This window comes from Armatimonadota bacterium, from assembly GCA_031459855.1.
Classification (GTDB): Bacteria; Sysuimicrobiota; Sysuimicrobiia; order Sysuimicrobiales; family Humicultoraceae; genus Fervidifonticultor; species Fervidifonticultor primus.
Map to the genome: position 1 here is coordinate 2,093,619 of JAVKHP010000001.1, position 20,982 is coordinate 2,114,600.

The 20,982-nt window shown below is 73.7% G+C and carries 19 protein-coding genes and 2 pseudogenes; 12 read left to right on the top strand and 9 right to left on the bottom strand.

Annotated elements, in window-relative coordinates; all coding sequences use genetic code 11:
* Nucleotides 1-273 precede the first annotated feature (273 nt).
* Genes QN157_09545 through QN157_09560 form a run of 4 tightly spaced genes read left to right on the top strand, consistent with a single transcriptional unit; the run spans nucleotide 274 to nucleotide 4,079 of the window.
* Nucleotides 274-483 carry a hypothetical protein gene (locus QN157_09545; GenBank protein ID MDR7555839.1) on the top strand — a complete coding sequence of 70 codons (210 nt, stop codon included), beginning with the start codon at nucleotides 274-276 and terminating at the stop codon, nucleotides 481-483.
* Nucleotides 476-1,978, top strand: a complete 1,503-nt coding sequence (locus QN157_09550) for an amidase (GenBank protein MDR7555840.1) — start codon at nucleotides 476-478, stop codon at nucleotides 1,976-1,978. The genes QN157_09545 and QN157_09550 overlap by 8 nt, the downstream gene beginning before the upstream one ends.
* 5 nt (nucleotides 1,979-1,983) lie before the next feature.
* Complete coding sequence (gene rbsK / locus QN157_09555; protein ID MDR7555841.1) at nucleotides 1,984-2,931, top strand: ribokinase; 948 nt, start codon at nucleotides 1,984-1,986, stop codon at nucleotides 2,929-2,931.
* Nucleotides 2,928-4,079, top strand: a complete 1,152-nt coding sequence (locus tag QN157_09560; GenBank protein MDR7555842.1) for an FAD-binding oxidoreductase — start codon at nucleotides 2,928-2,930, stop codon at nucleotides 4,077-4,079. Before rbsK ends, QN157_09560 begins: the two co-directional genes overlap by 4 nt.
* A gap of 273 nt (nucleotides 4,080-4,352) precedes the next feature.
* Here QN157_09560 and modB read toward each other — a convergent pair whose 3' ends face one another.
* Both modB and modA read right to left on the bottom strand, forming a co-directional pair.
* The gene (gene modB / locus QN157_09565; GenBank protein ID MDR7555843.1) at nucleotides 4,353-5,009 is read right to left on the bottom strand and encodes a molybdate ABC transporter permease subunit; all 657 of its coding nucleotides are present in this window, start codon (nucleotides 5,007-5,009) and stop codon (nucleotides 4,353-4,355) included.
* 1 nt (nucleotide 5,010) lies between these two features.
* Entirely contained in the window at nucleotides 5,011-5,817 is an 807-nt protein-coding gene (gene modA, locus QN157_09570; GenBank protein MDR7555844.1) for a molybdate ABC transporter substrate-binding protein, read from the bottom strand.
* A gap of 82 nt (nucleotides 5,818-5,899) precedes the next feature.
* Between modA and QN157_09575 the strand changes: the two genes are divergently transcribed.
* Nucleotides 5,900-6,301 (top strand): DUF3054 domain-containing protein, encoded by a 402-nt coding sequence (locus tag QN157_09575; GenBank protein ID MDR7555845.1) that lies wholly within the window; start codon nucleotides 5,900-5,902, stop codon nucleotides 6,299-6,301.
* 134 nt (nucleotides 6,302-6,435) lie between these two features.
* On the opposite strand, the pseudogene QN157_09580 reads toward QN157_09575, so the two are convergent.
* Nucleotides 6,436-6,576 (bottom strand): annotated as a pseudogene (locus tag QN157_09580) (DUF4387 family protein).
* Between the two features lie 37 nt (nucleotides 6,577-6,613).
* Between QN157_09580 and QN157_09585 the strand changes: the two are divergent.
* From QN157_09585 to QN157_09600, 4 genes are all read left to right on the top strand, one after another.
* Nucleotides 6,614-7,354, top strand: coding sequence for a DUF1028 domain-containing protein (locus QN157_09585; GenBank protein ID MDR7555846.1), 741 nt, complete (start codon nucleotides 6,614-6,616; stop codon nucleotides 7,352-7,354).
* Between the two features lie 9 nt (nucleotides 7,355-7,363).
* On the top strand, nucleotides 7,364-8,782 hold the full coding sequence (locus QN157_09590) for a serine hydrolase (protein ID MDR7555847.1): 1,419 nt from the start codon (nucleotides 7,364-7,366) through the stop codon (nucleotides 8,780-8,782).
* A gap of 251 nt (nucleotides 8,783-9,033) precedes the next feature.
* The gene (locus QN157_09595) at nucleotides 9,034-10,173 is read left to right on the top strand and encodes a mechanosensitive ion channel family protein (GenBank protein ID MDR7555848.1); all 1,140 of its coding nucleotides are present in this window, start codon (nucleotides 9,034-9,036) and stop codon (nucleotides 10,171-10,173) included.
* 192 nt (nucleotides 10,174-10,365) lie between these two features.
* Complete coding sequence (locus QN157_09600) at nucleotides 10,366-12,150, top strand: adenine deaminase C-terminal domain-containing protein (GenBank protein ID MDR7555849.1); 1,785 nt, start codon at nucleotides 10,366-10,368, stop codon at nucleotides 12,148-12,150.
* A 16-nt stretch (nucleotides 12,151-12,166) separates the two neighbouring features.
* On the opposite strand, the gene QN157_09605 is transcribed toward QN157_09600, so the two are convergent.
* Nucleotides 12,167-12,310 (bottom strand): hypothetical protein, encoded by a 144-nt coding sequence (locus QN157_09605; protein ID MDR7555850.1) that lies wholly within the window; start codon nucleotides 12,308-12,310, stop codon nucleotides 12,167-12,169.
* A 158-nt stretch (nucleotides 12,311-12,468) separates the two neighbouring features.
* Complete coding sequence (locus tag QN157_09610; GenBank protein MDR7555851.1) at nucleotides 12,469-12,612, bottom strand: hypothetical protein; 144 nt, start codon at nucleotides 12,610-12,612, stop codon at nucleotides 12,469-12,471.
* A gap of 602 nt (nucleotides 12,613-13,214) precedes the next feature.
* Between QN157_09610 and QN157_09615 the strand changes: the two genes are divergently transcribed.
* Nucleotides 13,215-14,381, top strand: coding sequence for a M28 family peptidase (locus tag QN157_09615; protein ID MDR7555852.1), 1,167 nt, complete (start codon nucleotides 13,215-13,217; stop codon nucleotides 14,379-14,381).
* Nucleotides 14,382-14,430: 49 nt separating this feature from the next.
* Here the strand turns inward: QN157_09615 and QN157_09620 are convergent.
* Both QN157_09620 and QN157_09625 read right to left on the bottom strand, forming a co-directional pair.
* Nucleotides 14,431-14,829: pseudogene (locus QN157_09620) on the bottom strand (TIGR03668 family PPOX class F420-dependent oxidoreductase).
* A gap of 519 nt (nucleotides 14,830-15,348) precedes the next feature.
* The gene (locus tag QN157_09625; GenBank protein ID MDR7555853.1) at nucleotides 15,349-15,555 is read right to left on the bottom strand and encodes a cold-shock protein; all 207 of its coding nucleotides are present in this window, start codon (nucleotides 15,553-15,555) and stop codon (nucleotides 15,349-15,351) included.
* A 270-nt stretch (nucleotides 15,556-15,825) separates the two neighbouring features.
* On the opposite strand from QN157_09625, the gene QN157_09630 reads away from it, so the two are divergent.
* Both QN157_09630 and QN157_09635 read left to right on the top strand, forming a co-directional pair.
* Nucleotides 15,826-17,175, top strand: coding sequence for a pitrilysin family protein (locus QN157_09630; protein ID MDR7555854.1), 1,350 nt, complete (start codon nucleotides 15,826-15,828; stop codon nucleotides 17,173-17,175).
* 266 nt (nucleotides 17,176-17,441) lie between these two features.
* Nucleotides 17,442-18,659: a pitrilysin family protein gene (locus QN157_09635; GenBank protein ID MDR7555855.1), complete on the top strand. Its 1,218-nt coding sequence runs from the start codon at nucleotides 17,442-17,444 to the stop codon at nucleotides 18,657-18,659.
* A gap of 9 nt (nucleotides 18,660-18,668) precedes the next feature.
* On the opposite strand, the gene QN157_09640 is transcribed toward QN157_09635, so the two are convergent.
* Together QN157_09640 and QN157_09645 are read right to left on the bottom strand one after the other, a co-directional pair.
* Entirely contained in the window at nucleotides 18,669-19,508 is an 840-nt protein-coding gene (locus tag QN157_09640) for an HAD-IIA family hydrolase (protein MDR7555856.1), read from the bottom strand.
* A gap of 10 nt (nucleotides 19,509-19,518) precedes the next feature.
* Nucleotides 19,519-20,976: an NAD-dependent succinate-semialdehyde dehydrogenase gene (locus QN157_09645; GenBank protein ID MDR7555857.1), complete on the bottom strand. Its 1,458-nt coding sequence runs from the start codon at nucleotides 20,974-20,976 to the stop codon at nucleotides 19,519-19,521.
* Nucleotides 20,977-20,982 lie beyond the last annotated feature (6 nt).

Below are 20,982 nucleotides of genomic sequence, written 5' to 3' on the forward strand. Positions count from 1 at the left end.
AGACGTCGCCCGCCGTGACGTCCGGGAGGGTCCAGGGCTGCCGTGCAGGGGTGCCGGATCCAGCCGGGCAACGCCCGAGCCTCGCGGGCTCCACGGGCGCAGCAGGATCGTCCGCGGCGAACGTCGATGTCCCTGCGGACGGGGCGGATGCGACCACGGGGGCAGCAGGACCGCCCGCGGGCGTCCGCGAACGCGGGGCACGGGTGTGGTGGAGACGTGGACGCGTCCCATCCACCGACCGTGTCGCACACCCGCACGACGAGGAGGCGCCGCATGTACGTATCCGATGAGCAGGCGCTGGCGACCGCGCTGGTCACCCTCGCGCACTGGGCTGGCCAGCCGCTCGACGACGACCTCGCCAGCCAGGTGGTGCCGATCGTTGCCGGCGCGCTGCGCGACTGGATTCCCCTGGCGCGCGCCGTCGCCCCCGAGGCCGAGCCGCTGTGGTACGGGCGGTGGCCGGAGGAGGCCGGCGATGACTGACGGCGACCTGGACGGCTTCACGCTGGCCACCCTGGCCAGGGCGCTGCGCCGGCGGGTGGTATCGCCGGTCGAGGTGGCGCAGGCAGCTCTTGCGCGCATCGAGCGGCTCGATCCCGTCCTCAACGCCTTCATCACCCGCACGCCCGAGCGCGCCCTCGCCGATGCGCGCCGGGCAGAGCAGGAGATCGCGCAGGGCGGCTGGCGTGGCCCGCTCCACGGCGTGCCGATCGCCCTGAAGGACATCTTCGCGACCGCCGGCATCCGGACGACGTGCGGCTCTCCGGTGCTGCGCGACTGGGTGCCCGCGCACGACGCGACCGTGGTGCAGCGCCTCAGGGCCGCGGGCGCCGTGCTGCTCGGCAAGCTCAACATGAGCGAGTTCGCCTACGGCGAAGTCCACCCCGCCTTCGGGGCACCGCGCAACCCCTGGCACCTGGAGCGGTTCACGGGCGGGTCGAGCAGCGGGTCGGCCGCGGCGGTCGCCGCCGGGCTGTGCTTCGGATCGCTGGGCACCGACACCGGCGGCTCGATCCGGGGGCCTGCCGCGCACTGCGCGATCGTCGGCCTCAAACCCACCTACGGGCTGGTGAGCCGGGCGGGCGTGGTACCGCTGTCGTGGTCGCTGGACCACGTGGGGCCCATGGCGCGCACGGCCGAGGACGCAGCGCTCCTCCTGGACGCCATCGCAGGGGTCGACCCGGCCGACCCCACGTCCACCGCCCCGCCGGCGCCAGTGCGACGACAGACCCTGCGCGGGCTGGCGCGGACCCTGCGCAGGCTGCGCGTCGGCGTGCTCACCCAGTTCCTCGACGGCGGCACCGCCCCTGAGGTCGCGGCCCGCGTCCGCGAGGCCATCAGGGTGCTGGAGCCCCTGGTGGGGGCGGTGGAGGAGGTCGTCCTGCCGCATGCTGACGAGATCGTCCCCACGTGGTGGACGATCTGCCTGGCGGAAGCCGCCGCCTACCACCAGCCGACGCTGGCGCGGCAGCCCCAGGACTACAGCGACCGGGTCCGCGCGCGGCTGCTGGCGGGCCTGGCGATCCCCGCCGCGCAGTACCTGCAGGCGCAGCGCCTGCGGCGGGCCGTCGTGGTCGCGTGCGCCGGGCTGTTCCGGCGCGTCGACCTGCTGGTGGCGCCGGCGGCGCCCGCCGAGGCGCCGTCCCTCTCCGCCGTGTACAGCGGCGGCCCGTGGGATGCGATGCGGGAGCGGATCCGCCTGACCGCGCCGTTCAACCTGACCGGACTGCCGGCGGTATCGGTCCCGTGCGGGTTCACGGCGTCGGGGTTGCCGGTGGGGCTCCAGCTCGTGGGGCCACGGTTCGCTGACCGCACGGTGCTGGCCGCAGCCCACGCCTACGAGCGTGCCGCGGGCTGGCGGACGCGCCGGCCGCCGGTGGTGGCGGCGAGCGTCGCTGCCGCGGGGCGACCGCGGCCGGGCGACGCCGCGGACGTCACCGCGCCGTCCGCGGCCGGCGGCGTGCCGACGCGCCCCTAGAGGCCATGCGCACCCAGCCCCTGGACGTCTGCGTCGTGGGCAGCCTCAACATGGACCTGGTCGTCAAGGCCCCGCGGCTGCCCGAGGTGGGCGAGACCGTAACCGGCGGCACCTTCGCCACGTTTCCAGGCGGCAAGGGCGCCAACCAGGCGGTGGCCGCCGCGCGGTTGGGCGCGCAGGTGGCCATGGTGGGGCGCGTGGGGGCCGACGCCTTCGGCGCGCAGCTGGTGGACGGGCTGCGCCGCGAGGGGATCGACGTCACCCACGTGCGCATCGATGCCGACGCCGCCACCGGGGTGGCGTTCATCACCGTCGACGGCGCGGGGAAAAATACGATCGTCGTCGCGTCGGGCGCGAACATGCGACTGACCCCCGCCGACGTCGACGCTGCCGCTGCCGTGCTGATCCGCGCCCGCGTGCTGCTGGTGCAGCTCGAGGTGCCGGTCGACACCGTGCTGCACGCGGCCCGGCTGGCCCGCGCCCATGGTGCGCTCGTCTGCCTCGACCCGGCGCCGGCGGCGCCGCTGCCCGACGAGCTCTGGGGGCTGATCGACGTCGTCAACCCCAACGAGACCGAGGCGCGGGCACTCACCGGCATCCCGGTGACCACCGTGGACGACGCCCGCCGCGCCGCCGAGGCACTGCTGGCCCGGGGCGCACGCGCAGCGGTCGTCAAGTTGGGCGAGCGCGGGGCGTACTACCTGGCGAACGGTGGCGGCGGGCACATGCCCGCACGCCCGGTGGCGGCCGTGGACACCACCGCCGCCGGCGACGCGTTCGCCGCCGCGCTGGGGGTCGGGCTGGGCGAGGGCCGACCGCTCCCCGAGGCGGTGGCGTTCGCCACGTGGACGGCGGCGCTGAAGGTGACGCGCCTGGGCGCGCAGTCGCTGCCCACGCGCGCCGAGGTCGACGCCGCCATGGCACGCGACCGCGCACCCGCAGGCCCCCCGTGACCGCTGCTTTCGCCGTGGTCGTGGGTGCCGGGGCCACCGGCCTGAGTGTCGCCTACCACCTCGCCCGGCGCCGTGCGGGCCGCGTCGTCGTGCTCGAGCGCGATGCGATCGCCAGTGGCGCCACGGGGAAGAGCGTCGGGGGGATCCGCCAGCAGTTCTCCGACGAGCTCAACATTCGGCTGGCGCAGCGCAGCGTGGCGGTCTTCGAGCGGTTCCGCGACGAGTTCGGGGTCGACTGCGACTTCCGCCAGTACGGCTACCTGATGCTGGCCACGACGCCCGAGGAGCAGGCGCTGTTCGAACGGAACGTGCGCCTGCAGCGGTCGCTGGGTGTACCCGTCGCCCTGGTGGAGCCCGACGAGGCCGCGCGGATCGTGCCCGGCCTGCGCACCGACGACGTCCACGTCGCCACCTTCTGCCCCCGCGACGGCTACGCCGACCCCTACAGCGTGGCCATGGGTTACGCCGCCGCAGCACGGCGCCTTGGCGTGCAGATCCTGGAAGGCACCGCGGTGGTCGGGTTCGAGGTCCACGCCGGCCGGGTGCGTGGCGTCGTCACGCCGGCCGGGACGATCGCCGCCGAGGTCGTGGTCAACGCCGCGGGGGCCTGGGCCGCGCAGGTGGCAGCCCTGGCCGGGGTGATCCTGCCCATCCAGGCCTACCGCCGGCAGGTGTTCGTCACCGGCCCCACCGATGCGGTGCCCCTGCGCTGCCCCCTGGTCATCGACTTCCGCACGCACTTCTACTTTCGGCGGGAAGGCGCCGGCGTGCTCGTGGGGATGAGCGACCCCGAGGAGCCGCCGGGCTTCCAGACGCACGTGGACTGGAGTTTCGCCGAGCGCGTGCTGGCCCACGCGGTGTACCGCATGCCACCCTTGGCCGACGCGCAGCTCCTGCGCGGGTGGGCGGGGCTGTACGACACGACGCCGGATGGCAACCCGATCCTGGGTCCCGTTCCGGAGGTCGAGAACTTCGTCGTGGCCGCAGGGTTCTCGGGCCATGGGTTCATGCAGTCGCCGGCGGTAGGGGAGGCGATCGCCGACCTGATCGTGGCCGGGCGGCCCAGCGCGCCGGACCTCGACGTCGCGCCCTTCGGCCCCGCACGGTTCGCCGCGGGAACGCTGCGCCGGGAAGCCAACGTGATCTGAAAGCTTCAGCGCGCCGCCCGGCCGCGCCGTCCCCCCATGTGCCTGGATGGGCCGCCCAGACGAAAGAGGCCCGACGCACCGCCCGGTCCCGGGGGCTCGGATGCCGGCTTCGCGCGGGGCAGGCGCGGCCCACGACGTGTCAGGACCGACCGTGGCCGCTGCCGGTGAGCCCGCGGCGCCGTGTCGAGAGGCACACGGCACCGACGTCTTCGGCGCCAGGTTCCACACCTCACCCTGCGCCGTATTGGAGGGCGCATGGTCCCGACATCGCGGCTAGAGCACTCGTTCCCCCAGGCGCCCGATGCCAACCAGCAGCCCGATCGAGACCAGGCTCAGCACGACCGCCAGGGTCGTGGCGACGTCCCAGCGCCCCGCCTGCACCGCATCGTAGATCGCGATCGGCATCGTCTGGGTCTTGCCGGGGATGTTGCCTGCCACCATCAGGGTCGTGCCGAAGTCGCCCAGCGCGCGGGCGAACGCCAGAGCCAAGCCGGCGGTGATGCCGCGACGCCCCAGCGGCAGGAGGATGAAGAGCAGCTGGTGGAGCCGGCTACCGCCGTCGATGCGGGCGGCTTCCAGCACGGCGGGATCGACGTCCTCGAACGCCGCCCGGGCCGGGCGCACCACGAGCGGCAGCGACGGGATGGTGGCCGCCACGACCGCACCCTGCCAGGTGAAGACCAGCGGCGACCCCGTGACCGCTTCGATCCACCCGCCCAGCGTGCTGCCACGCCCCAGGACCACCAGCAGGTAGTACCCCAGGACCGTGGGCGGCAGCGTCAGGGGCAGCGACGCGATGGCCTCGAGCAGCCGTCGGCCGGGAAAGCGGCCCATGGCCAGCGCGTACGCCAGGGCGACGCCAAGGCTCCCGGCTGCCAGGGTGGCCACGGTGGCCACGCGCAGCGACAGCAGCAGCGGGAACCAGTCGATGTTAGGGTCCCTCCCCGGGCAGGACGAAGCCGTACCGCCGCATCACGGGCCGCCCGACGGGGCCGGTGACGAAGGCGAGGAAGGCCCGGGCCTCCGCCTGCCGAGCGCTGCGCGCGGTGACCGCGGCGGCCTGGCGGATCGGTGCGTGAAGGGCCTGGGGGATCAGCCAGTACCGGCCCTGGGGCGCGACCGGTGGCGCCAGGGCGAGCGAGAGGGCGACCAAGCCGACGTCGGCGTTGCCGGTCTGCACCAGCTGGAGCGCATGCCCCACGTTCTCGCCGTAGACGAGCTTCGCCCGCACGTGTAGCCAGCGCCTGTCTGCTATCAGGGCCTCGCGGGCCGCGGCGCCATAGGGCGCATGGTCGGGATGGGCGATGGCGACGAAGCGGACCCGTGGATCGTCCAGCAAGCGGAGCCCCCGCGCGGGGTCGAGGGGCGCATCGCGCCGTACCCACAGCACCAGGCGGCCTACCGCGTACAGGCGCACCGACGCCGCCACCACGGCACCACGACGAGCCAGGCGCTCGACGAACTCCTCGTTGGCCGAGAAGAAGACGTCAAAGGGCGCGCCGTAGGCGATCTGCGCCGCCAGCTGCCCCGACGAGCCGAAGGAGAACCGCAGCCGGACGCCCTCCTGACGTTCGAAGGCCGGCGCCAGCTCCTCGAACGCGTACCGCAGGTCGGCTGCCGCCGCCACGTCGAGCAGGCGCGCCGGGGGCGCACCGCCGTACGCTGCAGACGGCTGCACGACCACCAGCCACGCCGCGAGCCAGAGCCAGCGGATGCACACATCGTCTATTCTACTCACCCGTCCGTCCAGCGCGATGAGGCGCTCGCACGCACCCCATAGCCTGCACGTGCGCGCGTCGTCTATGCTACGGGGGGTTGCCATGAACGCGCGGACCCGGACCTACGTCGTTGCCGACATCGCCGCGTTGCTGGCGTTCGTGGGCGTGGGCCTCGTCACCCACGGGGTGCCGGTGTCCGCCGGAGCGGTCCTGCGCACGGCGCTGCCGCTGGGGGTCGCCTGGTTCGCGCTGGCACCGGCCTGCGGGACCTACCGGCGCCCGGGCTGGCGCACCCTGCTGGTAACCTGGGCCGTGGCCGTGCCCGCGGGGGTGCTCTTGCGGCAGTGGTGGCTGGCACGCCCGCTCGGTGTGGCCACGCTGGTCTTCCTGCTGACGGCGTGGCTGCTCACCCTCGTGTTCCTCGCGGCGGGACGGCTGGTCGCGGGGCGCGCCGCGGCCCACCGCCAGGGTGGTACCGAGAGGTTGCCGTGGTCTCGGCGGTAGCCGCAACAGCAGCAGGGAGCCGCGGTCCCGCAGGGAGGCGCAACCCCCGCAGCGCGCCGTGGCCGGCGGCCGCGCCCGGCGGCGGAACATCGGCAGGGGCAAACAAACCACCCGGGCGGCCCACCGGGGCCCCACGGGACCTCGAGGTCGAACAGCGGCGGGTACTGCTGCGACCCGAAGACGTCGGTCTCGCCTGGCGACCCGCTCGGCCGCGGCCGTCGCAGGGTGAACTTGATGGCGCAGGCCGCGTCCGCCGTCACGAAGTGCGTGACCCTAGTGGCTATCTGTGAGGCCGGAAGGAGGGAAGAGTGCATGCTGCACCTCACCACGTTCTCCATCGCCGCACGATGCGAGCGCACGGGCATGCTGGGTGTTGCGGTCTCCACGGCCGTCCCGGGGGTCGGCAGCCTCTGCCCGTTCGTCCAGGCCGGGGTCGGTGCCATCGCGACGCAGTCCTGGGTGAATCCCTACCTGGGCATCGATGGGCTCAAGTTGCTGGCGCAGGGGGTGAGCGCGCAAGAAGCACTCGCCCAGCTGATGGAGGGCGACCCGGGCCGCAACGTTCGGCAGGTGGGCATCGTGGATCGCGAAGGCCGCAGCGCGGCGTGGTCCGGTCCCGAGTGCGTGCCGTGGTTCGGGCACGTGACGGGTCCGAACTTCGCGGTGCAGGGAAACATGCTGGTGGGTGAGGAGACCGTACGGGCCATGGCGGCCGCCTTCCAGCAGGCCGCGGCCCTGGAGCTGCCCGAGCGCCTTCTGGTGGCGCTGGAAGCAGGCCAGGCTGCCGGCGGGGACAAGCGCGGGCGGCAGTCGGCCGCGCTCGTGGTCATGGACACCGAGGAGTACCCGTATTGCGCCCTCCGGGTGGACGAACACCGGTATCCCGTGGCCGAACTCCGGCGCGTGTTCGAAGTGGCCCGGCACCAGCTCCTGCCGTTCGTCCGCGGGCTGCCATCGCGGCGCAACCCGCTGGGCGGCATCGGGCAGGACGTGGCCGCGATGCTCCTCACGCCCCCGCCGTACCGTCCCGGCGGCGGGGGCAGCGCTCCCTGAGGCACCGTGATGACCGACGTGCCGTTGGACCAGCTCGATCGCTTCATCCAGCAGCGTCTGGCCGAGACGCACCTGCCCGGCCTCAGCCTGGCCCTGGTGGCCGGCGGCCGGCTGGTCTACGCGCGGGGCTACGGGTTTCGCGACCTCGAACGGGGCCGGCCGATGACCCCGGACACGCTGGTGGGGGTCGGCAGCCTCACCAAGTCGTTCACCTGCCTGGCCCTGCTCCAGCTGCAGGAGCGCGGAGCGCTGTCGGTCGACGACCCGGTGGAGCGCTACCTCCCGCTGCCCCTGCGGCCGCATGGCGAGCCGGTACGGATCTGGCACCTGATGACCCACACGAGCGGCCTGCCGGCGCTGGCCTACGCCGAGGCGCTCATCCGCCACGGTGTCGGCGCGGCCGACGCGTGGGTGCCGGTGGCCACCGCGCAGGACATGGTGACCTTCCTGCAGGGGGCGGAGGCGTGGGTGCACTGCCGGCCCGGGGAGCGGTGGTTCTACTTGAACGAGGGCTACGTGCTGCTGGGGGCGATCATCGAGCAGGTCAGCGGCCTTCCCTACCCGGCCTACGTGCGTCAGCACATCCTCGAGCCTCTGGGGATGCGCCGGTCGCTGTTCGAGGCCGACCGGTTCGCGGCGGATGACGACACGGCGGTGCCCTACGCCGTGGATCGCACGGGGCGGGCCTATCCGTCGCGGTACCTGTTCGGACAGATCTCCAGCGACGGGGGGTTGATCAGCAGCGCAGCGGAGATGGCCCGCTACGTGCTCATGTACCTGCTCGAGGGCACGCTGGACGGCGTCCGGGTGGCTACGGCCGCCTCGGTGGCCGCGATGCACGAGCCGCGGGTCGCGCTCCCGGTCCGCCAGCGGGCCGCCCGCGGTCACGGCGCTGCCGCTGCGCCCGACGGCCAGCCGGCGGGCTTCTACGGTTACGGGCTCCACATCTTCCCCGGCCTGCTGGGTGGACGTGTGGTCGGCCACGGCGGCAGCGTACGCATCGCCACGGCACACATGGCCTGGGTGCCCGAGGCCGGCGCAGGCGCGGTGGTGCTCGCCAACGGCACGGGCTATCCCCTCAACCAGATCGCCCTGTACGCCCTGGCGGTCCTCCTGGGTCAGGACCCCCGGCGTCTGCCGTTTTTTGAGGTCGAGGCGGTCCTGCGGTCGCTGGAAGGAGTGTACGAGACGTATCGTGGCACGATGCGGGCGACGGTGCGCCGGGACGGCGACTACCTGCGGTTGGAGATGGGAGACCGCCTCAACGATCTGACGGTGGTGTTGGTCCCACGCGACCTGGACCCGGCCCGCCCGCGCTTCACCGCCTTCGCAGGCGGCTACGAACTGGACGCGACCTGCCGCATTGACGGCGACGACGCCGAGATCGTCTACGAGCGGTACACGTTCCGGCGGGTGGGGCGCCTGTGAGCCCGGCCCAGCCTGCGCGCGAGCCCCGCGCCTAGGTGACGGGCCGATCGCGCGGCGTCCGTTCTCGGCGACTCCAAGCCTGCGCATCCTGCTTGTGCGCAAGGGAATTCCGTCGTGGCCGTGAAACGTGCTTTGGAAGGCCACACCGGTCGCGCGAGTCGGCAGGTCATGCGTGAGGGCCTGCAGCGCGTCGGTGCGCCAGGAGCATCCCCGGGGGTGTGGGCGCAGGTCGGGAGGATGTCGGTGCGGGCATGACGCTGCTGGAGCGGTCGGTCTACGGGAACCCGGTGGGCACGTGGCTGCTGGCGGTCGCAGTCGGGGCCGGGCTCTTGGCGGTCCTGTGGGCGCTGCGTCGCTACGGCCTGGCCGCGCTGGGCCGGCGGGCGGCGGCGACCCCCAGCGACCTGGACGACCTCCTGGTGGCCTTGCTGGCCCGCACCCGGGGTTTCTTCCTGCTGGCGCTGGGCGTCCACGCGGCGGCCACGGTGCTCACGCTGCCGCCGCGCGTGGGCCGCGCGCTCGGGGTGGCCGTGGGGCTGCTGGTGCTGCTCCAGATCGGGCTGTGGGGCAGCGCCGTCATCGGATTCTACATCGGCCGTGCCGTGCGGCGCACGGTGGAGCAGGACGCCGCGGTCGCCACCACGCTCAGTGCCTTCGGCTTCCTCGCCCGCCTGGTGCTGTGGACGCTCGTGGCGTTCGTGGCGCTGGACAACCTGGGCGTCAACATCACGGCGCTGGTGGCCGGGCTGGGCGTGGGCGGGATCGCGGTGGCGCTGGCCCTCCAGAACGTGCTGGGCGACCTGTTCGCATCGTTCTCGATCGTGCTGGACAAGCCGTTCGTGATCGGCGACTTCATCGTCATCGACGGGTTCGCCGGCACGGTGGAGCGCATCGGGCTGAAGACGACGCGCGTGCGCAGCCTCTCGGGCGAGGAGATCGTCTTCAGCAACGCCGACCTGCTCAAGAGCCGCGTGCGCAACTACAAGCGCATGCAGGAGCGCCGGGTGGTGTTCTCGTTTGGCGTCGTCTACGAGACCCCGCCCGAGACCCTGGCCCGCATTCCGGCCATGGTCCGGGCGATCGTCGAGGCGCAGCCGCTGGCCCGCTTCGACCGGGCGCACTTCGCCGCCTACGGCGAGTTCGCGCTGACCTTCGAGGTCGCCTACTACGTGCGCACACCCGACTACGCGGCGTACATGGACACCCAGCAGGCGATCAACCTCGAGCTGTACCGGCGCTTCCAGGCCGAGGGCATCGAGTTCGCGTACCCGACACGGGTCGTCTACGTGCGGGTGGCGCCTGAGGCTGCGCTGAGCCGGCGCCACATGCCTGTGGTGCAGGATCCGGCACCCGGCGAGGCACCCGACAGCGAGACCGCCACGCCGCGTTGACGCTGGCATCGGCCTGACGCCTGGCGAGCAGGTGGAGCGCGCCACGGGCTAGCCCCGGCGAGGGCCGGGAAGCCGCCAGGGCCGCGCCGTCGGGGTCACGCGTCAGAGGGTGGGCCGTAGCGTCGCGGGACCGGAGGCAGGGCCGCCGACCGGCCGCAGGCGCCGCCCGCCGGCGCGGAGTACCTCTTCCTCATGGGACCTGGACCATCGCTGGAAGAACGCCGCGCGCAGGTGGCCGTCGCCCTGGGCCGCCGGCCTGCGGATCTGGTCGTCCGCAACGCCCGCTTGGTCAACGTCTACACCGCCGAGGTCCTCCACGATAACGAGGTCGCCACGAGCGGCCGGTGGATCGCCTACGTCGGGCCCGATGCGAGGTTTGCGATCGGAGCGGACACCCAGGTCGTCGACGCCGGAGGGCGGTGGCTGGTGCCGGGGTTGATCGACGGCCACACGCACGTGGCCACCCGCTATGCGCCCGCCGAGTTCGTGCGCTACGCGGCGCCAGGCGGCACGACGACGGTCGTCACCGAGCTCGTCGAGCTGGCCTCGATCCTGGGCACCGACGGCATCCAGCTCATGCTCGACGCGCTGGCCGACCAGCCGATCGCCTTCTTCGGCACGGTGCCACCGCTGGCGGCGCTGGCGCCGTTCATGGAGGAGGTGGCACCGCCCGTTGCGGTGTACCGGGCACTGCTGGCGCGCGACGACGTCGTCGGCCTGGGCGAGGTCTACTGGAACACCCTGCTGCTACGCCCAGACGGCGAGGACCGGCTGCTTGGGCTCATGGTCGACGCGCAACGGGCGGGCAAGGTGGTGGAGGGGCACGCCGCCGGCGCCCGCGGTCAACGGCTGGCCGCCTACGCGGCAGCGGGCGTGACCTCGTGCCACGAGCCGATTACCGCAGCGGAGGGGCTGGAGCGCCTGCGGCTGGGCTTCCACTGGATGGCCCGGGACGGCGAGACCCGGCAGGACCTCGAGGCGTTCGCGCCGCTGTGGCGGGACGGGACGATCGACCTGCGCCGGCTGATCCTGGTGACCGACTCGGTCGGCCCACGCCGGTTGCTGCGCGCCGGGTACCTCGACGAGACCCTGCGCCGCGCCATGGCCCTGGGCCTGGACCCGATCGCGGCGATCCGCGCAGCGACCCTCAACGTCGCCGAGCACTTTCGGCTCGACCACCTGATTGGCGGCATCGCTCCCGGGCGGTGGGCCGACCTGGTGCTGGTGGACGACCTCCGCGCGTTTCGCCCCTGGCGGGTCTACAGCCGTGGACGGTTGATCGCCGAGGAGGGACGGCTGGTGGTGGCGCCCCGATCACCGACCTTTCCGGCGACGGCCATGACGTCGGTGCGCTGGCCGGCCGCGCTTGGGCCCGACGTCTTCGTCGTGCCGGCACCCGTGGGATCGATGTCCAGCGAGAGGGTCCGCGTGCGCGTCATCGAGATGGTCACGCACCTGGTCACGCGGGAGGGCGACGCGCTCCTGCCGGTGCGTGACGGTGCGGTGCAGGCGGACCCCGCAGGCGACGTCGTGAAGGCCGCAGCGCTCGACCGGTCGGGGCGCTCGGCCGACCGGTTCGTGGGCTTCGTGCGCGGCTTTGGGCTGCGCCGCGGGGCGGTGGCCACCACGATGGCGTGGGACTCGCAGTGCATGGTGGTCGTGGGCGCCGACGAGCGCGACATGGCCGTCGCCGCCCGCCGGCTGCTCGACCTGCAGGGCGGTGCCGCGGTCGCCGTCGACGGGCGCGTCGTGGCCGAGTTCGCCGCGCCCATCGGCGGGATCATGAGCGCCGCGCCCCTGCCCGAGATCGCCGCGGCGCTGGAGCGGATCGACGGCGTCCTGCGCGACCTAGGCAGCCGGCTCGACGATCCGCTGCTGGCGGCCGACGTGCTGACCACCGCGGCGATCCCGCACGTGCGGCTGACGCCCCGCGGCTACGTGCGGCTGCGGGACGGGCAGCTCCTGGGGCTGGTGTAGGAAGTGGCGGGGCCCGCTACTGCACGACCACCCGCCGGCCCGCCAGGATCAGGATCAGGATGAAGATCGCCAGCGCGACGACGAAGGCGTCGGCCTGGCCATCTTCGCTACCCGCGCGCCGTACAAGCCCGCGGATCGCGTCGAGCATCCAGATGGGCATCGGGCTCACCTCCGGACCACCGCGGGCCGGACCTCCGTGGGCGGGACCTCCATCGGCCGTCCACCGGTCGGCCCACGAGCACACGTGTGCTCTCGGGCACACGTGGACTCTCGGTCAGTCTGTTGTGCGTGGCACAGGGCGGCTACAGCGGTTCCCGTTCACTGCACGACCACCCGCCGGCCCGCCAGGATCAGCCAGAGGACGAAGAGCACCAGCAGCCAGGTGAGGACTTCCTGCCCGCGCTCGTCGCGATGGAAGCGCACCAGCCCTGCACGCACGACCTGCTGCAGCCAGAGGATCAACGGCCTCACCTCCTTCGACCTTCGACGCTTCGACACTACTCTACCCGGTTCGGGCGTTCGCGCAAACATGCACCGCGCTGGCGGACACCGCACCACCAGACGCACGGTCATGGGAGCGCAGGCGACCGTAGCCCCGCCAGGCTGCAAGGGGGCGTCGGCCTCCAGCCACGGGCCGGGAACAGACGACACGACGCCGCGGTGTCCTGGCCGCCTGCGTGCCCGGCCCGCTCCTCATACGGGCAGGCGGCCGCGGGGGTTCCCGGGAGCAAGGCGCAGGAGGACGTGATCGTGTGGGATCCGTCGCCGAATTGCAGCTCGTGGGCGATGAGCCTGCCGTCCAGCGGGAGCCCGCACAGCGCGCATGGCCGTGTAGGATCGGCCATCGCTCGGGTTGCGGAGACCGGTGGGTCCGCGTCCGCGCCCGGTCAGGTGTGGGTTTCCCTGCGGTACCGTGCCCCGTTGCAGGGATCGGCAGGCTGTGCGCAGGAGATATGGCGCACTGACAGTGTGCCCGGCTGCGACGGCGAGGCGGGCGCCGTGCGTCGGTTGGGGATCCTTGCGTCGGTAAGGGATCCTTGCGACAGCAGTGGAACGCACCGGAGGTGGGAGCGCTGCTCGAGAGCCCCGAGCTGGTTAGGCATCTCGCCGCCCTGGAGGCGCACGTCGCCGACGTCGTCGAGGACGCCATCAAGATCTGCGAGGTCCCGGCCCCGCCGTTTGGGGAGGAGGCGCGCGCCGCGTACGTGGCCGCGCGGATGGGGGCCCTGGGGCTCCCGGCGCCGCACCGCGACGCGGTGGGCAACGTGATCTGCGAGCTGCCGGGGGTGCCCGATGCGCCCGTCGTGGTGCTGTCGGCGCACCTCGATACGGTGTTTGGCCCCGAGGTGCAGATCCGGGTGCGCCGGGAAGGCCCGCGGCTCGCGGCGCCGGGGATCGGCGACAACAGCCTCGCGGTGGCCGCGCTCCTGTGGCTGGGTCGTGTCCTTGCGGACGTGCCCGGGCGGGGCACGCTGGTCCTGGCCGCCAACGTCGGGGAAGAGGGGCTGGGCAATCTCCGCGGCATGCGGGCGCTGTGGGACCGGTACGGCGCGCAGGCCGCGGCCTGGATCGTGCTCGAGGGCGCCATGTTCAACCAGCCATCGTGCACGGGCATCTGCGTGCGGCGGCTGGAGGTGACTTACCGGGCGGCGGGCGGCCACTCGTGGAGCGACTTCGGGCATCCCAGCGCGGTCCACGCGCTCGGCCGGCTGATCGATCAGATCGCGCAGGTGCGCGTGCCGTCGTCGCCGCGGACGACCTACAACGTCGGCGTCGTGCGCGGGGGACGCACGGTCAACACCATCGCCCCTGAGGCGTCGCTGCTGTTGGACATGCGCTCGGAGGCCCCCGAGGCGCTGGACGATCTGGACCGTGTCGTGCGCGGGCTCGTCGCCAGCATCGCTGCGGCCGCAGGGGTCACCCACGAGGTGACCGTGGTCAGCGACCGGCCGGGCGGGCGGCTGCCATCAGACCATCCGCTCGTGCGGCTGGTGGAGGAGGCCGCGGCGGCGGTGGGGGTGCCTCCCGAGTGGAAGTCGGCCAGCACCGACGCCAACGTGCCGCTCAGCCACGGCGCGCCCGCGGTCTGCCTCGGGCTCGCGCGCGGCGAGCACTTGCACTCCGAGCACGAGACCCTGGACGTGACGCCGCTGCCCCGCGGGCTGCGGCAGGCCTTCCTCGTGGCCGCCGCGCTGCTGCGCGGCGCGCTGACGACCGCTGCGGGGGGCTAGGCGGGGCGCCCCGGCGCGGCGTCGCGCCCACGGCGCCCCACGCGCCGGCGCGCGCGACGTCGACGGCGATCACCGGCCGTCCGCGCAGGTCCATGCGGCGGTACTGCGGGTACTTGCGGCGCAGCCGCTCGAGCGCCCGCCGGTACTCGGCGCCCGCCTCCAGCAGCCGCGCGGTGCCCTGGACCCAGACGAATCCCAGGCGGCGCCAGTCCTCCCGGTAGATGTCGGCGGTGACGGCGACGCGGGGGTTGGCCAGCAGGTTGCGCACGCGGCGGAGACGGCGCGGGCCGACGCGCTTCGGTTTGCGGTCGATGGCGATGTAGAGCACGTCGCCCGCCAGCGCGAAGCAGACGGGCACGACGTGCGGCTGCCCCTGCGCGTCGGCGGTGGCCAGGTGCGCGACGCGCCGGGCCGCCAGGAACCGTCGCATCGCGGCCGTCAGCACCATGCGACACGCAGCGCGCGGCAGGGGCCCGGACCCAAGAGCAACGCCGTGGTCGCGCGCGCACGCCGCCAGCAGCAGACCGCCGACGGGGCTTCCGCGCGATGACGAGCATTCGCGCGACGGCGGGCACCGGCGGTCCGAAGACGGAGGGGGACCAGCCCCGCCCGCCGAACCGATCGGCGCCTCATCCCGGGTAGGGGTTCACCGGGATTTTGGCGTGCCGGTGCGGGAGCTCGACTGGGATGCGTGCCATGCGCGGTGCACATGGGACCTGCCTGCCAGGCTGAGGATGACATCCGAGCGCCCGCCCGCCTCCGGCGCCGTCCGATCGCGCGCGGGCTGTGGGCCGGACGAGCCGGTCGTGGCCGCGCAAGGGGACCGCATCGTTCGATCCCGCGCGGCCTGTGGGTGCGGGCTCGCGCTGTCCTTCCACCTGAAGGCGTCAAGGCTGAAAGCATCAGGGAGGCCGCAGGACCGGCCTCCCTGAGCCAGGCGGCACGTTCTGGACCGGTTTGCGACCTGCTAGCTCAACGGCCTGACGTTTGCGGCCTGCGGGCCCTTCTGGCCCTGCACGACCTCGTACTCGACCTTCTGGCCCTCGTTGAGGGTTCGGTAGCCTTCCTGCTGGATGGCAGAGTAGTGGACGAAGACGTCCTTGCCGCCCTCGTCCGGCGTGATGAACCCGTACCCCTTCTCCGCGCTGAACCACTTCACAGTTCCCATCGGCATGCCCAGCCCACCTCTTTCATGTCACGCCCGTCCGTCGATGCCGCCTGACGGCCGTTCCAGATTGCCTACTGTCATTGGCCGCCCGGGGGCCGATTCCTTCTGGCCGGCTGGGGCCCCCAGGGGCGCCTGCAAGCCCCTCCCGCCGCCGGCTCTGGCGGCCACCCCGGCCACGCCGTGCGGCGCGGCTCGTCCGGTGATGGGTGTCCCAGGCATGGAGAGTAGGGCGGTGGCGTGTCCACCCAGAGCCCGGACACACGGGACGGGGAGAGGATGAGCGGCAGGGCATCGGGTAGGTGGACCCTGGCGGCCGCGGCATGCGTGCTGGTCCTCGCGGCCGCCTCTGCCCGTGCCGCCCAGCCTCCGGCAGTCTCCGGTCAGCGCATCGCGGGCCCGCTGGTGGCGCGTCTGCCCAACGGGCTCCAGGTCGTCGTCGAGGAGCAGCCGCATACCGATCTGGCAGCCCTCTACACCTGGGTGCGGGTCGGGTCCAAGGACGAGGACGACGAGAGCAACGGCGCAGCTCACTTCCTGGAGCACATGCTGTTCAAGGGCACGGCGCGGCGGGCTCCCGGTGCGGCGTGGCGGGAGGTCGACGCCATGGGTGGGGTGATGAACGCCGCGACGTCGGTCGACTGGACCGCCTACTACATCGTGGCGCGTGCCGTGGACCTGCCGCGGATGGTCGACCTGCAGGCCGACGCGCTGTTCCACTCGACGCTGGACGCCGACGAGGTGGAGCGCGAGCGACGCGTCGTCATCGAGGAGATCAACCGCCGCGACAACTTCCCGGCGACCCGCGCCTTCGAGGCGCTGCGCGCGACGGCGTACGCGGTGCACCCGTACCGCCGCTCGGTGCTGGGCACCCGGGCCGGCATCGAGCGCATGAGCCGCGACGTGCTGGTGCGGTTCTACCGCACGCACTACGTGCCCGAGCGGATGACGGTGGTGGTGGTCGGCGGCGTGCGGGCGCAGGAGGCCCTGGCGCTGATCCGGCAGGCCTACGGCAGCGGGGGGCGCGCGGCGCCGCCGCGCGCCCCCCGCCCGGCCGAACCCCCGCTGGAGGGGATCCGCCGCGCCACGCTCGCCCAGGAGGTGCGCGCAGCCTACCTGGTCATGGGGTTTCCCGCGCTGGCGGCGGCCGATCCCGACTTCCCCGCCGCCAGCGTGCTCGCGGCGGCGCTCGGGATGGGGCTGGGCAGTCGCCTGCGCCAGGCCCTCGTGGACCGGGCCCGCCTGGCGCAGAGCGTCGGCGCCTTCCTGCCCGCGTGGGAGGACCCGGCGCTCTTCGTGGTGTCGGCGGTCACCGCCCCCGATCAGGCGGAGCGCGCCGAGGCGGCCATCCTCGCCGAACTCGACGCCGTGCGCGAGCGCGGGCTGGGCGATGCCGAGCTGCACCGGGCCCGCAGCGCGGTGGAGGGGGCACAGCTGTACGAGGCCCACACGGTGCGCGGCCGCGCCTTCGAACTGGGCTTCGCCGCCACGGTCACCGGCCTCGAGGTCGGACTGGCCTACGTCGAGCGCGTGCGCCGGGTCACGGCGGACGACGTGCAGCGCGTGGCCCGACGCATCCTCGATACGCGTCGCTACGCCGTCGCCGTACTCCGCCCGGCATCTCCGTGAGCCAGCTGGTCGCCGTGTCCCGGCGCCCTGCGGCCTGGCGCGCGCCGCGCTTCCCGCGGCATCAGCGCAGGGGCGGGGCAGTCGCCGTCTTCCTTGGGCTCCTGACAGCGCTCGCGGTTGGTGTGGCGGCCGCGCCGGGCACGCCGCTCACCGGTGGGGCAAGACCGCGGGACGTCGTGGCCGCGCCAGCTCCGCCGTCTCCTGGCGGGACCGGACCGCGGAACGGTGCGGCCCCGCCGACGCGCGCGGTCCTCGAGAACGGCCTGGTGGTGATCGTCAGGGAGCGGCCGGCCCGCGGGCTGGTGGTCGTGGAAGCACTGGTGCGCGCGGGTCCCCGCACCGAACCGCCCGATGACGCGGGAGTCGCCGCGCTGGTGCGCAGCCTGCTGCCGCGCGGTACGCACCGGCGCACCGCCCAGGAGATCGCCGCAACCATCGAAGCGGCCGGGGGCTTCCTGGGCGGGAGCACGTTCCCGGACGTAACCTCGCTGTACGCGGTGGTCCCGGCGGTGCGCGCCCAGGTGGCCTTCGATCTCGTCGCAGACCTGTTGGCCAACGCCCGGTTCGATCCCGAGGAGGTGGAGAGTCAGCGCCGCCTGGCCCTGGCGCGCATGCAGCAGGTTGCGGATCAGCCCCTGCAGCGCGCGGTGGAGCTGTCCAACGCGGCGCTCTACCCCTACCATCCCTATGGCCGGCCACTGGCGGGCACGCCGGCGACCGTGAGTGCGCTTGCGCGCGACCAGCTCCTGGCGTTCTACCGCACCCACTACACCGCGGCCAACGCCGTGGTGACGGTCGCCGGCGAGCTGCCGGCAGCCGACGCGCTCGCCCACGCGCGGCGCGCCTTCGGGACGCTGCCGCCAGGGACGTTGCCACCCCGCCTGCGGTGGCTGCGCGCCGTCGAGCGCGCGCTCGCACCGCCGCCAGTCCCCCAGCAGGTGCGCGAGGTCCAGGCCACCGCGGCCGCGTGGATCGTCGCCGCCTACCTGACGGTGCCGGTAGGCCACCCGGACTTCGCTGCGCTGCGCGTGCTCAACGCGATCCTGGGCGAGGGCGCGGCCTCCCGGCTGTGGGTCGAGGTGCGTGAGCGGCGGGGTCTGGCCTACCAGGTGGGATCGGTGCTCGCAGCGCGGGCCGGTCCGGGGTTCCTGCGCCTGATCGCCGGAACGGACCCGCCGAACCTCTCGACCGTGCTCGCCATCCTCGAGGCCGAAGTGGCGCGGCTGCGCGACGCGGCGCCGGCACCGGGCGAGGTCGACCTGGCCAAACGCAGCATCGCCGGTCGGACCGCGCTGGCGCGCCAGGACCTGGAAGCCGAGGCGTACGCCCTGGGGTGGCAGGAACTCCTGGGCCTGGGCGTGGACTACGAGGCACGCTTCCTGGCCCAGGTCGCCCGTATCACGCCCGACGACGTGCACCGGGTGGCACGCCGGTACCTGGCCGGCGGGGTGGTCGCGATCGTCGCCCCGGCGTCGGCGCGCTGAGGCCCGTACTCACACGCGCCTGCCCACAGCGCGTTCGGTGCGCCGGGACGCCTGGGGCCGGAGTCCTGCGGCCACCAGGCGGCGGTGCAGCTCCCGAAGGTCGCGCACCACGAGGTCGGGGCGCGGTCCCCGCGGGCGCCGGCCGGTGGCCCCGACGCCCGTGCGGACGAGGATGGTGTAGAGGCCCGCGGCACGGCCGGCCGCCACGTCGGTCGCGACCTGGTCGCCCACGATGGCGCTCTCGGCCGGCGCGACGCCCAGGCGGGCCAGCGCTTCGCGCAGCAACCGCGGGTGGGGCTTGCCGATGACCGTGGGCCGCCGGCCGGTGGCCGCCTGCAGGGCCGCGGCCAGCGACCCGGCACCGGGGATCACGCCGGCGTCGGTGGGCAGCAGCAGGTCGGGGTTGGTGAGCACGAAGCGCGCGCCGTCCAGCAGGGCCTGCGTCGCCGCCGCCAGCTTCCGGTACGAGACGCGCCGGTCGAGGCCGACCACCACCGCCGCCGGGCGTTCGCCCGCCGGCGCGAATCCCGCATCGACCAGGGCGCGGCGCAGGGCCGCTTCGCCCACCACCAGCACGCGCGCGCCGGGCCGGAGCACCCGGCGCAGGTACGCCGCGGTGCTGGTCGCCGACGTGACGATCCGCGCCGCCGGCACCCGCATGCCCATCTGCGCCAGCAGACGGGCATACTGCCGCGGCGTGCGCGTGCTGTTGTTGGTGACCAGGGCGTACGGCACGCGCGCTCCGTCGAGGTACGACAGCAGCGCGGCGGCCCCGGGTAGCGGCGTCCGCCCCCGGTACAGCACGCCGTCCATGTCGAACAACAGCGCCCGCAGGCGCGACAGCCGCATCGCGCGCCCGCTACATCCCGATGGAGATCGACTTGACCTCCATGTACTCCTCGATGCCCTGATGCCCGCCTTCCCGGCCCAGCCCGCTCTCCTTGAAGCCCCCGAACGGGATCTCGTGGGTGTAGCCGCTGGCGTCGTTGACGCCGACCATGCCGTACTCCAGCGCCTCGGCCACGCGGATGGCACGGCGCAGATCGCTGGTGTAGAAGTAGGCGGCCAGCCCGTAGGTGGTGGCGTTGGCCCGGGCGACCGCCTCGGCCTCGTCACGGAACGTCATCACCGGCGCCACCGGGCCAAAGATCTCCTCCCGCGCCACGGCCATCTCCTCGCGCACGTCGAGCAGCACCGTGGGCGCGTAGAACAGCCCCCGGCCCAGTACGCCCTCGGTGAGCCGCCGCCCGCCGGCCACGATGCGCGCGCCGTCGGCCACCGCCGCCTGCACCAGGCCGTCGACCTTCTCGAGGATCTCGGTGTTGATGAGCGGTCCGATCTGGGCCCCGGGGTCGAACCCGGGCGCCACCTTCAGCCCTTTGACCTTCTCGATGAACAGGGGCAGGAAGCGGTCTGCGACCCTCTCCTGCACGTAGACGCGGTTGGCGCAGATACACGACTGGCCCGCCACCCGCAGGAACTTGATGGCCACCGCGCCCTCGGCCGCGGCGGCCAGGTCGGCGTCGTCGAAGACGATGAACGGGGCGTTCCCGCCCAGCTCGAACGAGACGCGCTTGAGCTGGGCGCTGGCCGCGGCCATCAGGCGCTTGCCCACCTCGGTCGAACCGGTGAAGGCGATCTTGCGGACGGCCGGGTGGTCGAGGAAGACCTGACCGATCAGGCCCGCCCGCGCGCCGGTCACGACGTTGAAGACCCCGGCCGGCAGCCCCGCGTCCGCGCACAGGCGCGCCAGCGCCAGGGCGGTGAGCGGCGTGGCGCTGGCGGGCTTGAGCACCACGGTGCAGCCCGCGGCCAGGGCTGGCGCGATCTTGCGGGTGACCATCGTGGCCGGGAAGTTCCACGGGGTGATGGCCGCCACGACGCCCACCGGCTGGCGCAGCACCCACAGCCGCTTGCCGGGCACCGGCGGCGGCACGATCGCGCCGTAGACCCGTCGCGCCTCCTCGGCGAACCACGAGAAGTACCCGGCGGCGAACGCCACCTCGCGCCGCGCTTCCTCGAAGGGCTTCCCGTTCTCCTGGGTCACCAGGCGCGCCAGGGCATCCCGGTGCTCGGTCATCAGGTCGAAGACGCGGCGCAGGATGCGCCCGCGCTCCACGGCCGGCGTGGCCGCCCAGGCGGGTTGTGCAGCGGCCGCAGCGTCCACCGCGCGCCAGACGTCCTCGCGGCCGGCGTCGGGCACCTCGGCGAGGGTCTCGCCGGTGGCGGGGTCGACCACCGTCGTGGTCGCGCCGTCCTGGGCACCGACCCAGGCGCCTCCCACGAACATCCGTGATCGCTCTGCGACCAGACTCATGCGGGT

Bases quoted from the DNA above. Each gene is read 5' to 3' on its own strand.
- QN157_09590 (MDR7555847.1), top strand. From the start codon at position 7,364: ATGACCGACGTGCCGTTGGACCAGCTCGATCGCTTCATCCAGCAGCGT.
- QN157_09605 (MDR7555850.1), bottom strand. From the start codon at position 12,310: ATGCCCATCTGGATGCTCGACGCGATCCGCGGGCTTGTACGGCGCGCG.
- QN157_09645 (MDR7555857.1), bottom strand. From the start codon at position 20,976: ATGAGTCTGGTCGCAGAGCGATCACGGATGTTCGTGGGAGGCGCCTGG.
- QN157_09595 (MDR7555848.1), top strand. From the start codon at position 9,034: ATGACGCTGCTGGAGCGGTCGGTCTACGGGAACCCGGTGGGCACGTGG.
- QN157_09545 (MDR7555839.1), top strand. From the start codon at position 274: ATGTACGTATCCGATGAGCAGGCGCTGGCGACCGCGCTGGTCACCCTC.
- QN157_09550 (MDR7555840.1), top strand. From the start codon at position 476: ATGACTGACGGCGACCTGGACGGCTTCACGCTGGCCACCCTGGCCAGG.
- QN157_09575 (MDR7555845.1), top strand. From the start codon at position 5,900: ATGAACGCGCGGACCCGGACCTACGTCGTTGCCGACATCGCCGCGTTG.
- QN157_09630 (MDR7555854.1), top strand. From the start codon at position 15,826: ATGAGCGGCAGGGCATCGGGTAGGTGGACCCTGGCGGCCGCGGCATGC.
- QN157_09600 (MDR7555849.1), top strand. From the start codon at position 10,366: ATGGGACCTGGACCATCGCTGGAAGAACGCCGCGCGCAGGTGGCCGTC.
- QN157_09625 (MDR7555853.1), bottom strand. From the start codon at position 15,555: ATGCCGATGGGAACTGTGAAGTGGTTCAGCGCGGAGAAGGGGTACGGG.
- rbsK (MDR7555841.1), top strand. From the start codon at position 1,984: ATGCGCACCCAGCCCCTGGACGTCTGCGTCGTGGGCAGCCTCAACATG.
- QN157_09585 (MDR7555846.1), top strand. From the start codon at position 6,614: ATGCTGCACCTCACCACGTTCTCCATCGCCGCACGATGCGAGCGCACG.
- QN157_09640 (MDR7555856.1), bottom strand. From the start codon at position 19,508: ATGCGGCTGTCGCGCCTGCGGGCGCTGTTGTTCGACATGGACGGCGTG.